We start from the raw sequence: 13,125 nt of genomic DNA on the forward strand, positions 1-13,125 counted from the left end.
CATGGTCCGCAGGTTTTTTGCCTCAAACGACGCCTTCAATGGTGAATTCGCCCAGTTCTTGGAGCAGGAACGCGGCACGGGTGAAGACGTTGCGAATACCGTAACGGGCATCCTGAAGGATGTGCAGGCACGCGGCGGCGAGGCCGTGGCCGAATACACGGCCAGGTTTGACGGTCTGCAACTGGACCCATCGATGCTGACATCCGACAATGTGAACCTGCACAGCCTGGCCGCGCAATGCCCGGCTGATTTGCGCGAAGCCATCGATTTTGCGCATGATCGGATCGCCACTTATCATGCGGAGCAGCGGCCCGCAGACCACAGTTTTACCGACTCAGCGGGAGTAGAACTCGGCTGGCGCTGGACGGCGCTGGAAAGCGTCGGCGTCTATGTGCCGGGCGGCCGCGCGAGTTACCCCTCTTCGGTTCTGATGAATGTCGTGCCGGCCAAGATCGCCGGCGTTGAGCGCATCGTCATGGTTGCGCCCGCGCCTCAGGGGGAGCTGTCGCCCGCGGTGGCATATGCTGCGCTGAAAGCCGGCGTCGAGGAGTTCTACCCGATTGGCGGCGCTCAGGCTGTGGCCGCGCTGGCTTTTGGCACATCAAACATGCCCCCGGTCGATAAGATTGTCGGCCCCGGTAATGCTTTCGTCGCAGAGGCCAAGCGCCAGGTATTTGGCCGCGTCGGCATCGACACGATTGCTGGCCCCTCTGAGATTTTGGTTATCGCAGACCATACGGCAAACCCGGACTGGATTGCCGCCGACCTGCTGTCTCAGGCCGAGCATGATCCCAGCAGCCAGTCGATCCTCATTGTTGTGGATCAGGCTGTGGGGGATTCTGTGGAAACGGCTGTGGAAAACCAGTTGAAAACCCTGCCAACTGGCGAGCGTGCGCGCGAAAGCTGGACGAATAATGGTGCAATTGTTGTCGCACCTGATTTGCCTGCTGCAGCCTCCATCGCCAACCGGATTGCGGCCGAGCATCTGGAACTCGCCATCGAAGACCCGGACGCCTTGTTGCCGTTGATCCGTCATGCCGGTGCAGTCTTTCTTGGTCACTACACGCCCGAGGCGCTTGGAGATTACGTCACCGGATCCAATCATGTCCTGCCAACCAGCCGCGCTGCGCGCTTCTCGTCAGGCCTTGGCCTGTATGATTTTCTGAAGCGCATGAGTGTTCAGCGTGTGGGGCCTGAGGGGTTTGCCGCGATTGCGCCCGCCGCCTTGCGCCTCGCCGAGGCAGAGCGCTTACCCGCCCATGCGCGCTCCATCTCCATTCGGTCCAATCAGGGTACGGACGGGTGAGCAATGATCGGCTCATCGGCGTCGATATCGACGATGAGACCCTGGGCGCATCGGGCCCGGACGCCGAGCATGAGCGCCGCGTTGCCATTTTTGATCTGTTGGAAAGCAATTCCTTCAAGGTGATCGGTCAGGACAGGGGGCCGTATCAACTGAACCTGTCCAAAGCCGAGCGTCGGCTCGTCTTTGCCATTCGTACCGAGGCAGGCGAGGAGGTGCACACTTTCATCCTTTCACTCGGGCCGTTCCGGGGCGTGATCCGTGACTATTTCATGATCTGCGACAGCTATTATGATGCGATCCGAACCCAGTCGCCGCACCAGATCGAAGCCATCGATATGGCGCGGCGTGGCATACATAATGAGGGTTCAGAGCTTCTTGCCGAACGCCTCGAAGGCAAGGTCGAAGTCGACTTCTCCACGTCGCGGCGGCTATTCACGCTGATCTGCGCCCTCCATGCCGGCCAAACGCGCGCAGCGGGCTAAGGAAATAATTCAAAGTCACCGAAGCGTATCCACTTGCCACACAAGATCGCTCACGCAATGATACCGCTATCATAAAGAAGCGGAGGAAAGTCATGGCGAAACGGATTCTGATTGGGTTCGCGGGGCTCGTGTCAGCAATTGCGCCTAGTGCGTGCAGTGCCATGGGGCAAGTTATGCCCGCCGACGAATTGGTGGCTGAACAGGTGCCAGTGGCGCTGGAAAAGCACCGCGTCGTGATCCTGACGGATATGGAAGCCGACCCGGACGATACGCAATCGCTGATCCGTCTCCTGCTCTATTCCAATGAGATCGACATCGAGGCGCTGGTGGCGACCACATCTATCTGGAAGAAAAAGGATATTCGGCCCGATTCCATCCGCACGACACTTGGAAAGTATGGCGAGGTCTACGATACGCTCAGCCAGCACGCGCCGGATTATCCGGCGGAATCAGAGCTGCAGGACCTCGTGATGAGTGGCCAGCCCGGCTACGGAATGGAAAGTGTGGGGGCTGGCCAGTCGACCGAAGGGTCCGACGCCATCATTCGCCTGCTGGAAGTCGAGGATGACCGGCCACTATGGATCTCCGTCTGGGGTGGAGCGAACACGCTGGCCCAGGCGCTGCATGATGTCCGCGAAGCGAATAGCGAGACAGAGGCTGCACGCCTGATCTCGAAACTCCGTGTCTATACAATTTCAGATCAGGACGATAGCGGCATCTGGATGCGCCGCGAGTTTCCGAGCCTGTTTTACATTGTCAGCCCGGGCGAGTATGGCCGCTCCACCTGGACCGCTATAACGCGTGGCTTTCCCGGCTTCGAGGACCATATTTCCAATCAGTGGATCGCCGAAAACATCCAGCAAGATCATGGCCCGCTTGGCGCGCGCTATCCGGACGTGGTCTGGGGTATGGAAGGCGATACACCTGCCTATCTCTCCCTGATCCCGAACGGGCTCAACGTGCCGGACCGTCCGGACTGGGGCGGCTGGGGTGGTCGGTACGAACTCTATACGCCGAGTGCGGATGAGATCGGTGTCGGTCCCGGAAAGCTTGGTTCGGGCGGTGTGCCGCTGGACCCGGAACCGCGCCCGATCTGGACGAATGCGACCGACACCTACACGCCCTGGGTGGCGCAGAAGGATGGTCGGGCGATTGGCCCTGCAGAGGAAACCTATCACGACAATCATGTCACGTTGCTGCGGTGGAGAAGCGACCTCCAGCGTGACTTTGCTGCGCGCATGGACTGGACCATTTCATCCTATGAAGATGCGAACCATCCGCCGGTCGTGAAACTGGCTCATGCGCGCCAGCTCACCGCGAAGTCCGGAGAGCATATCGGACTGGATGCGTCTGGTACGTATGATCCGGATGGCGACAGCCTCAGCTATCACTGGTTCAATTATGCCGAAGCGGGGACGTTGGAGGCGCCCATAGACATGGGGCACGCCGTCAATGATTTCGATATCTGGTTCCAGTTGCCGGAAGTGGAACAGACGGAAACTGCGCACTTCATCGTGAAAGTCACCGATAAGGGAACGCCATCGCTGACACGCTATGAACGGGTGATTGTCACAATCGAGCCCTAAGCTGAGGAAAGTTCAGGTAAAACGGGCAAGGCTTGCCCCAGCGTCCGGTCTTTGTGACGTAGCGACACCGTGTATGATCGGACAAAACGATCCGGAGGAAACATGCACTACACCGAACTCCTGAAAGCACGGGAAGAACTGACAGGCCCCGGCGGCGAATTCGAGATCGTCGAGGCCGAAGTTCTGGGCAACCGGCTCCGCGTCTACAAGAACGCCCCGCCCAGTGTGCGGGAAGTCTGGATGTCGACGCTCCAATTCCCCGAACGCGACTATCTGGTCTACCAGGATGAGCGTTGGACTTATGCGGATGCACATCGCGATGTGGCGTCGGCCGCCGCTTGGATGTTTGACCAAGGCGTAAAGCCCGGCGACCGTGTGGCGATCGCCATGCGCAACTATCCTGAATGGATGCTGCTATATTGGGCCTGTGTCTCGGTTGGAATTGCCGTGGTTGGCATGAATGCCTGGTGGACACCTGAGGAAATGGAATACGCGCTAAAGGACTCCGAACCCAAGATCCTGTTTGCGGACTCAGAGCGGCTGGAGCGGGTGCTCGCCATTTCCGGCGCGGCCGACAAGATGAAGATCGTCGGTGTACGCGCGCCGGATGCGCCATCGCCTGTCATCCAATGGTCAGACGTGTTGGCCCATGGCGGCGCATTGCCGGACGTCAGTGTCGACCCCGACGCGGATGCGTGCATCTTCTATACATCCGGCACGACCGGTTTCCCGAAAGGCGCACAGCTGACCCATCGGGGCTGTGTGTCCAACTTGCTGAACATGGCATTTGCGGGGGCTTCCACCCAGCTCGCGACCGCGCGCGCCACGGGGGAAATGCCACCTGAAGAAGCGCCGGTTCCGGTTGGCCTGATCACGACGCCGCTCTTCCATGTCACGGCGAACAATTGCGCCGCGTATCTCATTACCGCTGCGGGCGGCAAGATCGTGCTGATGTATCGCTGGGACGCGGGCGAGGCATTGAAACTGGTTGAGACCGAGAAGGTCACGGCGATGAGCGGTGTCCCCATCATGGCCCGCGAACTGATCAACCATCCGGACTTCGAAAAGACAGACACGTCCAGCCTGGCAACGCTGGGCGGCGGTGGTGCGCAATTGCCGCCAGACCTTGTTCAGAAGATCGACTCCACGGTGGCAACCGCTCGGCCGAATACCGGTTACGGCATGACCGAAACCTGCGGCATCATTACATCTGTTGCGGCGGACTTCTTCATCGACAAGCCCGACAGCGCTGGCCCGGCCATGCCCAATTTCGAGGCCAAGTGCGTCAATGATCTTGGTGAGACCGTCGCGCAGGGCGAAGTTGGCGAGCTGTGGGTGCGCGGCTCTTCGGTCATCAAAGGCTATATCAACCGGCCTGAGGCGACGGCAGAATCGATTACCGATGGGTGGTTGCACACCGGCGACATTGCCCGGATCGACGAGCATGGTTTCATCTTTATTGTGGACCGCAAGAAAGACATGGTGCTGCGCGGCGGCGAGAACGTCTATTGCGCCGAGGTCGAGGCGGCGATCTATCGTCACCCGTCCGTGGCAGAGTGCAGCGTCTTCGGCGTACCGGATGACCGGTTGGGCGAAGAGGTCGGCGTGGCCGTCGTGTTGAAACCGGGCGAAGACCTGGCTGCCGTCACGCTTCGTGAGCATTGCGCGGGCATCATGGCGAAGCACAAGGTGCCACGTTATGTCTGGTTCCTCACCGCACTGCCGCGTAATGCCAGCGGCAAGTTCATCAAGCGCGACCTGAAAGAACAGCTGACCAAGGAACTGGATAGCGCAGCGGCGAACTAGCGCCTGACAGTAGCGATTATTTTGAGCAAGCCCTCCAGCCTCTGGTGGGCTTGTTTCATTTTAGGGAAAGCCATTCTGCCGCGCGCCAGGAATGGCGACCCCGGCAGGATTCGAACCTGCGACCGTCCGATTAGAAGTCGGGTGCTCTATCCAGCTGAGCTACGGGGCCGGATTGTTGCCGGCGGGCATCCTAGTGAGTCCAAGGCTGCTTGCGATTGGCGTCGAAATTAGCGCTATAGGACTTTACAAGCCGTTTCCGCTCTTCAGATGGCGTAACCGTGAATGTCAGACCCTTGCTCTTGGCATACTCGATTGCCTGTTCCTGCGTCTCGAAGGAAAGGCGGATCTGTCCGGACGTGTCGTCAATGCTGGTCCAGCCCATGAGGGGGTCTGCCGAGCGCTTGGCGTCATTGTTCACGAATTCGAGAATCCAGGCTTTGGTCTTGCCTCTGCCGGAGGTCATCGCGCTTTTGGCGGGCTTGTAGATACGCGCTTGCATGATGAACCTCACCGCTAAGAAAGTGAATGGTCGGAGCGAGAGGATTCGAACCTCCGACCCTCTGGTCCCAAACCAGATGCGCTACCAGGCTGCGCTACGCTCCGGACTCCCGTAATAATGGGGTCGCGCTACGGCGCAAGCCCCTTTCGGCTGTGAATTCAGTCTTTTGTGCGCAAGCGTCGCACCAGACCCTCTTGCGCAACGCTTGCCACGAGGTCTCCGGCCATATTGAAGATCATTCCGCGATTGAATCCACGCCCTTTGCCGGCAAATGGGCTGTCCATGGAGTAGAGGTGCCATTCATCGAATTTGATGGGTCCATGCAGCCACATCGCGTGATCCAGGCTGGCCGACATCAATTCCTTGTGGTTCAGCCAGGTAATGCCGTGCGGGCGATAGCTGGAGCTGAGCAGAGCCATGTCGGAGGCATAGGCCAACAGGCAATGGTGCAGCGCCGGCGGTACGTCGATGGGGCGGCTGACCCGGAACCAGATATTGTGGTGATCGTCTGCGATTTCGGGATGGATCAGGTCCAGAGGCGCCACATCACGGATTTCGATGTCGCGTTCCCGCGCAAAATCTTCGCGCAGGGCCTCGGGCAGGCGGTCGGCGATTTCCAGGCGGCGTTCGCGAAGATCCTTCAGGCCGTCGGGGCCGTCCACTTCCGGCATCTTGTGCTGGTGTTCCCAGCTCTCCTCGTCGGTCTGGAAGCTCGCCGCCATGTTGAAAATCTGTTTTCCGTGCTGGATCGCCACCACGCGCCGCGTCGTGAAGCTGCCGCCATCACGGGAATGGTCAACCTGATAGATGATCGGCACTTTCGGATCGCCGGGACGGATGAAATAGGCATGGAGCGAGTGGCATGTCCGGTCTTCCGGCACGGTGCGGTAGGCCGCCACCAGCGACTGAGCGATGACCTGACCACCGAAAACCCGCTGGCTGGCGCGCTCATCCGGGCTCTGGCCGCGGAACAGGTCCAGTTCCAGGCGCTCGATATCGAGCAGGGACAGAAGGTCTCCAACAGGGTCGGTCATGCGTGGTCTCCAAATCGTGTGATCAGCAGCTAGCAGAGGCATTCGTGGATGCAAACTGTGCAAGTGCGCGATTCCTGTCCAATCCACCTTTCTCTGGTCACAACATGTTCACCATATTCCGGTATTGGCAGGTATCATGGTTAATCCCTCCGCTCTTCCTGCCGCCGTCCCGTTCCGCGATTCCTTCTCGCAAATGAAGCGTGATCTCGATTTTTTACGCATGGCGATCCGGATGCACAAGCTGATCGGCGACGTTACGCCGGACTCCCGGCAACTCGTTGCGGACGATTTCGAGGAGAGTGTCGACAAGCATGCCGGGAACATTGCGTTTCGGTTCGAAGGCAAGCTCACCACATATGCCGAATTCGATGCCACGGCGAACCGGATTGCCCATTGGGCGCTGGCGCACGGCCTGGAAGCGGGCGACCGCGTCGCGCTTTGCATGGAGAATTGCCCGGAATACGTCGCGATCTGGGCTGGGCTGGCAAAGGTCGGCGTCATCACGGCTCTGGTGAATACGCATCTTGATGGCGATCCGCTCAAACACTGCCTGACCATTTCCGAAGCCGCGCACATTATTGCAGGCCCGCGTCGGGATCGATCCGTCAGCAAGGTCGCCGCCGAGATGGAATCTGCGCCAAAAGTTTGGACAATGGGCGGCGAGCACGGCGAAGATCTTGCGGCCATGTTGCCAAACCTGTCAGCAGAGCGCCCATCACGTGATTTGCGCGCGCATCTGCGTGGTAAAGACATGTGCCTGTATATCTTCACCTCGGGTACGACGGGGTTGCCCAAGGCGACCCGCATTACCAATTCCCGTCTCCAGATCATGATGCGCACCTTCATTGCGCCTTGCTACACAGGCCCGCGCGATCGCGTTTATCTGACTTTGCCGTTGTATCACGCCACTGGCGGAGTCTGCGGCGTCGGGCAGGCCATGATGACGGGGGCGAGTATAATTCTGCGCCGCAAATTTTCGGCGAGCGCATTCTGGGATGATGTCGCCGATGAGGGCGCAACCTCCATTGTCTATATCGGCGAATTGTGCCGCTATCTCCTGAACCAACCCGTTCATCCGAAAGAACGTGCCCATCGCCTGCAGACTGGCTTTGGCAACGGGATGCGCCCGGAAATCTGGACGGAGTTCCGTGAGCGGTTCAACATCACAAATCTGGTTGAGTTCTATGGCGCGACAGATGGCAATGTGAATTTGATGAGTATCGACGGCACGGTCGGCGCGGTTGGCCGCATTCCGAAATGGCTCAAGGCCCGGTTCGATCATGTCGAGTTCGTGAAGTATGATCTCGAAACGGAAGATGTAGTCCGCGGTGACGATGGCTTTGTCATTCGGGCCGAGCCGAACGAAGCCGGTGAGATGCTGGGGCGCATTACTGAAAACGAATTCGAGTTTGCTGGATACCAGGACCCAAAAGCGACGGAGAAGAAAATTCTCCGAGACGTGTTCGAACCCGGAGACAAATGGTTCCGGACGGGGGATTTGATGCGCAAGTGCGAAAATGGCTATGTATTCTTCGTGGACCGGATCGGCGACACGTTCCGTTGGAAGGGCGAAAACGTTTCCACCAGCGAAGTCAGTGACGCAATGATCCGTTCGAAGGGAATCGAAACATCCAACGTCTATGGTGTGGAAATTCCGGGGACGGAAGGCAAGGCTGGCATGGCGGCGGTTACGCTGAATGGCGATGTCGATTTCGAAAGCCTGCACTATGAACTGTCAGCCAATCTTCCATCCTACGCCATCCCGATTTTTATTCGTATCCAGCGCGAGCCCGACACGACCGGCACGATGAAGTATCGCAAAGTGGAACTGATGAAAGAGGGCTACAATCCGGACATGGTGGATGACCCGATCTGGATGTACCATCCCGACCGGCGCCAATATGTGCCGTTCACGCAGGACCGGTATGACTCACTGATCTCCGGCGCGTTCCGCTTCTAGGTCTCAGGCGACCCGGCCCATGCGCTCTTCGAGCCGCGTGGAAAACCAGGAAATGATCCGCCGCCACAGCTCGTCTTTCAGGATGGCGCCTTCCACATCATGGTCAATTGACGGGTTGTCGTTGATCTCGATGATCACGACGCCCTGGTCGGTTTCCTTCAGGTCGACGCCGTAGAGGCCATCGCCGATCAGGCGCGCGCCGCGCACCGCCGCATCCACCACCTCGGGCGGTGCATCCTCGACTGGGAAGGTGGTGAAGCCTCCCTCGCTCGTCTTGCCGTCCGGACCATGTTTCACAATTTGCCAGTGGCCGCGTGCCATACGGTATTGGCAGGCATAGAGCGGTTCGCCATTGAGGACCCCGATACGCCAATCGAACTTCGTCGGAATGAATTCCTGAGCAATGATCAGGGCCGTGTCCTTGAACATCTGCTTTGCGCCTGCGCGGAGTTCCTCGAGAGAGCGAGCCTTGACCATATTGGTACCAAAGGAACCGTCTGGCGTCTTCAGCACGACGGGATTGCCCAAGGTCTCGAACACGGCAGCAAGGTCAGACTTCTCATCGAGAATGAGCGTGTGTGGAATAGGCAAGCCAGCCTTCTCGAGTATCTCCTTGAGGAAGACCTTGTTGGTGCACCGGATCATGGATTGCGTGTCGTCAATGACGGGCATGCCTTCCTGTTCGGCGCGGCGGGCGAATTTGTAGGTGTAGTTATCAATCTGGGTCGTGGCGCGGATGAACAGGGCGTCAAACTCGGCAAGACTGGTCAGGTCCGATGGTTCGATTGTCTCAACCTCAACGCCCATCTTGGCAGCGACATCTGCGAGGCGCTTGATCGAAGACGGCTTTGACGGCGCGGTCTTCTCATGCGGATCGACCAGCACGGCCAGCGCCCATTTGGCGGGGGCTTTGGACTTCGGCTCGCTGATGCGCCCGCTTGTGTAAGCCTGCATTGCCTCAAGGAAGAAGTCCCGGCGTTCGCCTTTCAGCTTGTGAGGTGGCACCATCCGGACACGGCCAATGCCGTGCGGAGATTTCGGGTCCAGTTCGACTTCAAGCGCCGGCACGCGGAACCAGTCGGAGACCTCGCGGGCAAGACGCTCATAACCTGGCGTTTCCGGCTTGGAAAAGGCAACGAAGAGACGCTCGATCTCCGGCGCGCCCTTGGCGCGGGCTTCGCGCAGGCGTTCGCCCAGATCGGGCAGGGCGTGCCTGTAGAGTCCCTTGGCCGATAGTTCCACCATGGTCTGGACGCTGGGGCTGACCCGGTGCCCGCGCGCTTCGGCCAGCAGCGAGGCGTAATAGCCTTCTGACTGGTAACCATAGGACCGGCAGAGATTCAGGATGTAGGGCCGTCGCCCGGAAAACAGCGCCGGCTTGGTGATATAGTCTGATACCTTCAGCACCTTGTGAGGCGTCTCAGCCTGAGAGATGTCGTTGGCGGATTCTACGAGTACGACCCAATCGGTCATTGATCCTCTCTCGAGACGCCGCCCAGCGGCTTCTCTAATCTAAGTGCGGCTTCTCCATCGGGATAATAGCCTGCGGCGCGCGCCATTACGCGATAACCATGGCGTTCGTAAAGACGCTTTGCGCGGCTATTTGTTTCGCGCACTTCGAGCCTGAGTGTATCGCAGCTTCGCTGCTTTGAAATGTCTTCGCATTTTTCAAGGAAAAGGTCGGAAAGCCCGGTGCCGCGCGCAGCTTCTGCGACGGACAGGGAATAGAGTCGCGCGGCTTTGCTGTTGCGGCGGAACAGGAGGACAGCTGCACCGGTCAGGCCATCCTTTCCGTCGGATACGAGGATTGCCGAATTCCCGCTCAGCAAGCGCCGCCACGTGCGTCGCGAAAACCGGTCTTCCTCCGGAAAGGCAAGCTCCAGGTCTGTCAGCGCTGCGATGTCGTCCAGGGTGGCGGCGCGAATGTCGTGCATCGGGGCGGGGCTAGCGGAGCAGAACCATGTCGTCACGATGGACGATGGCCGGGCGGCCGCGATAGCCGAGGATCGCCTCGACCTCTTCGCTATGGCGGCCGATGACGCGGGCGATCTCGCCCGAACTGTAGGCGGTGACGCCCTTGCCGACCATCTGGCCGGAGGGCGCGTTCAAGGCGACGGCGGCCCCGCGCTCGAAAGTGCCCGTGACGGCGGTGATCCCCACGGCCAGCAGGCTCGCCCCACTGCGCAGGGCCTTGGCCGCGCCTTCGTCCAGTTCGATTGAGCCTTCGGGTGTCAAATGACCTGACAGCCAGGCTGCACGGGCATTGGCGGGCGTGGTGGCGGCGGAAATCAGCGTCGCGCGCGCGCCGTCTTCGATGGCAAGCAGGGGATGGTCCCGATTGCCGAGCGTGATCAGCGTGGAGCAGCCGGCCGCATGCGCAATTCGCGCGGCGGCGAGCTTGGTTGCCATGCCGCCAGAGCCGACACCGGCATCAGCGTTCGCGCCGGTCGCCATCGCGTCATGTTCGGCGGTCAGCTGGTCGAGGCGGGGAATATGCGTTGCCTCCGGGTGGGTGCGCGGATCCGCCGTGTAGAGGCCGTCAATATCCGACAGGAGCACCAGCACATCCGCGCCCATCATCTGGGCGACGCGCGCGGCCAGCCGGTCATTGTCGCCATAGCGAATCTCGTCAGTCGCCACCGTGTCATTCTCATTGATGACCGGCACCACGCCTGATTCCAGCAAGGTCTCGAGGGTTGCGCGTGCGTTCAGCCAGCGCCGGCGATTTTCGGTATCGCCAAGCGTCAGCAGTGCCTGGCCGATGGTGACATCATGCGGCTCGAAGGCTTGGCCGATGGCAGACATCAAGCGCAGCTGGCCGATCGCGGCGGCGGCCTGTTTCTGGTCGAGACGGTTTGAAACAGAATTGCCAAGACTTTTGCGACCCAATGCAACCGCGCCGGACGAAACGAGAATGATTTGAAACCCTCTGGAACGCAGTGAAACAATATCGAATGCGAGTTTCTCCAGCCAGGCATGGCGCGGTTGGCCGTGCTCTGCGACAAGGGCAGAGCCGGTCTTCACCACGATACGCTTGGCAGAAGCAAAAGGCGTTTCAGTCATCTGGCGGAGCGATACACTGCGGCGGCAAATGCCGAAAGCGAAAATGAAGCCGTTGACAAGCCGGGCGATTGACCGTCACGACAGTTGAAAAGACGAGGTTTTCTGAAATGCCCCAATTCGACATGATCCTGCTGACCCCTGCCCAGGCCGAAGGCGCCGATGTGGTGGAACACACTGCTGGCTCGCCCGCCCGCGAAGGTGGCGGTGACGAGACCTATCGCTGTGGATCGTGCAAGACCAAGCTGCTGGTCAACGTAGCGCACCATGATGCGCACGGCGTGGTCGTGAAGTGCGGCAAGTGCGGACGATACAATACCGAGCCGCATCATCACCACTAAAGCGGCGTCCAGTCGGCGTCTTCGCCAGCATTCTCTTCCTCAGCTATGAGTCCGAGGTGGCGAGAGATCTCCGAAAGGGCTTTTTTCACGCCAACACGGGTCACCCCAGAGATCAGCAGCGGGTCGCCGTCATATACGGTCTTCAGTTTTGCGAGCTGCTCCTCGACCTGCTCAGGTAGCAGCGCGTCGATCTTGTTCAACGCGACCACTTCCGGCCTCTGGGCCAGTTCAGGGCTGTAGGCCTCCAGCTCGTTGCGAATCGTCATGTAGGCGCCCGCCACATCGTCCTGCGTGCAATCGATCAGGTGCAGCAACACCTTGCAGCGCTCGACATGGCCAAGGAAGCGATGGCCGAGTCCAGCACCGTCCGCAGCACCTTCAATCAGGCCGGGAATGTCCGCCAGCACAAACCGGCTGCCAGGCCCCAGATCGACCACGCCAAGTCCGGGGTTCAGCGTCGTGAAGGGATAGTCGGCAATTTTGGGCGTCGCGGCGGTTACAACGCTCAGGAAGGTAGATTTGCCGGCATTCGGCAGACCCAGCAGGCCTGCATCCGCGATCAGTTTCAGGCGTAGCCAGATCCAGCGTTCCTCGCCGTCTTCACCGGGGTTGGCGCGGCGTGGTGCCTGATTGGTTGAAGACTTGAACCGTGTATTGCCCCAGCCGCCATTACCGCCAACGGCGAGCAGGACGCGCTGGCCGACCTCTGTGAGGTCCGCAATCAGGGTTTCCTGATCATCTTCGAATATCTGGGTACCCACAGGCAGTTTCAGCACGACGTCATCGCCGCCCGCGCCGGTGCGCTCCTTGCCCATGCCGTGGCCGCCACGCTTGGCTTTGTAATGTTGCTGGTAGCGGTAATCGATTAGCGTATTCAGCCCCTCAACAGCTTCCGCCCAGACATCGCCGCCGCGTCCGCCATCGCCGCCGTTCGGACCGCCATACTCGACGTATTTCTCACGGCGAAATGAGACGCAGCCCGCGCCGCCACCGCCGGACTTGATGAACACTTTGGCCTGATCGAGAAATTTCATGTCTGTACTCTTACGTG

At 59.7% G+C, this 13,125-nt stretch carries 12 protein-coding genes and 2 tRNA genes; 6 read left to right on the plus strand and 8 right to left on the minus strand.

The window, feature by feature from the left end; genetic code table 11:
• Position 1: 1 nt before the first annotated feature.
• The 4 genes from hisD (at position 2) to L53_RS02620 (ending at position 5,180) form a co-directional block, all read left to right on the plus strand.
• Positions 2–1,306 (plus strand): histidinol dehydrogenase, encoded by a 1,305-nt coding sequence (gene hisD, locus L53_RS02605; RefSeq protein WP_034811254.1) that lies wholly within the window; start codon positions 2–4, stop codon positions 1,304–1,306.
• Positions 1,303–1,788 carry a UPF0262 family protein gene (locus L53_RS02610; RefSeq protein ID WP_034811256.1) on the plus strand — a complete coding sequence of 162 codons (486 nt, stop codon included), beginning with the start codon at positions 1,303–1,305 and terminating at the stop codon, positions 1,786–1,788. The genes hisD and L53_RS02610 overlap by 4 nt, the downstream gene beginning before the upstream one ends.
• Positions 1,789–1,880: 92 nt before the next feature.
• Positions 1,881–3,374, plus strand: a complete 1,494-nt coding sequence (locus L53_RS02615) for a DUF1593 domain-containing protein (RefSeq protein WP_233347496.1) — start codon at positions 1,881–1,883, stop codon at positions 3,372–3,374.
• A 102-nt stretch (positions 3,375–3,476) separates the two neighbouring features.
• Positions 3,477–5,180, plus strand: coding sequence for a class I adenylate-forming enzyme family protein (locus L53_RS02620; protein WP_034811258.1), 1,704 nt, complete (start codon positions 3,477–3,479; stop codon positions 5,178–5,180).
• 92 nt (positions 5,181–5,272) lie between these two features.
• On the opposite strand, the gene L53_RS02625 is transcribed toward L53_RS02620, so the two are convergent.
• From L53_RS02625 to L53_RS02640, 4 genes are all read right to left on the minus strand, one after another.
• A tRNA-Arg gene (locus L53_RS02625) sits at positions 5,273–5,349 on the minus strand.
• 21 nt (positions 5,350–5,370) lie between these two features.
• Positions 5,371–5,679 carry an ETC complex I subunit gene (locus tag L53_RS02630; protein ID WP_034811260.1) on the minus strand — a complete coding sequence of 103 codons (309 nt, stop codon included), beginning with the start codon at positions 5,677–5,679 and terminating at the stop codon, positions 5,371–5,373.
• 27 nt (positions 5,680–5,706) lie between these two features.
• Positions 5,707–5,783: transfer RNA gene (locus L53_RS02635), tRNA-Pro, on the minus strand.
• 54 nt (positions 5,784–5,837) lie between these two features.
• Positions 5,838–6,713: an acyl-CoA thioesterase II gene (locus L53_RS02640; RefSeq protein WP_034811262.1), complete on the minus strand. Its 876-nt coding sequence runs from the start codon at positions 6,711–6,713 to the stop codon at positions 5,838–5,840.
• 136 nt (positions 6,714–6,849) lie between these two features.
• Here L53_RS02640 and L53_RS02645 point away from each other — a divergent pair, with 136 nt between their 5' ends.
• Positions 6,850–8,673, plus strand: a complete 1,824-nt coding sequence (locus L53_RS02645) for a long-chain-acyl-CoA synthetase (protein ID WP_051607481.1) — start codon at positions 6,850–6,852, stop codon at positions 8,671–8,673.
• Between the two features lie 3 nt (positions 8,674–8,676).
• Here L53_RS02645 and L53_RS02650 read toward each other — a convergent pair whose 3' ends face one another.
• From L53_RS02650 to proB, 3 genes are read right to left on the minus strand one after another with little or no spacing between them, the layout of a single operon-like run.
• Positions 8,677–10,146, minus strand: a complete 1,470-nt coding sequence (locus tag L53_RS02650; protein ID WP_034811264.1) for a RimK family protein — start codon at positions 10,144–10,146, stop codon at positions 8,677–8,679.
• Positions 10,143–10,607 carry an N-acetyltransferase gene (locus L53_RS02655; protein WP_034811266.1) on the minus strand — a complete coding sequence of 155 codons (465 nt, stop codon included), beginning with the start codon at positions 10,605–10,607 and terminating at the stop codon, positions 10,143–10,145. The genes L53_RS02650 and L53_RS02655 overlap by 4 nt, the downstream gene beginning before the upstream one ends.
• Before the next feature lie 10 nt (positions 10,608–10,617).
• Entirely contained in the window at positions 10,618–11,736 is a 1,119-nt protein-coding gene (proB, locus tag L53_RS02660; protein WP_034811269.1) for a glutamate 5-kinase, read from the minus strand.
• 107 nt (positions 11,737–11,843) lie between these two features.
• Here proB and L53_RS02665 point away from each other — a divergent pair, with 107 nt between their 5' ends.
• On the plus strand, positions 11,844–12,074 hold the full coding sequence (locus L53_RS02665; RefSeq protein WP_034811271.1) for an MJ0042-type zinc finger domain-containing protein: 231 nt from the start codon (positions 11,844–11,846) through the stop codon (positions 12,072–12,074).
• Here the strand turns inward: L53_RS02665 and obgE are convergent.
• Complete coding sequence (obgE, locus tag L53_RS02670; protein ID WP_034811273.1) at positions 12,071–13,108, minus strand: GTPase ObgE; 1,038 nt, start codon at positions 13,106–13,108, stop codon at positions 12,071–12,073. The two genes, L53_RS02665 and obgE, sit on opposite strands and share 4 nt — an antisense overlap.
• Positions 13,109–13,125 lie beyond the last annotated feature (17 nt).

The sequence above is a fragment of the Hyphomonas sp. L-53-1-40 genome (assembly GCF_000682775.1).
Lineage (GTDB): Bacteria > Pseudomonadota > Alphaproteobacteria > Caulobacterales > Hyphomonadaceae > Hyphomonas.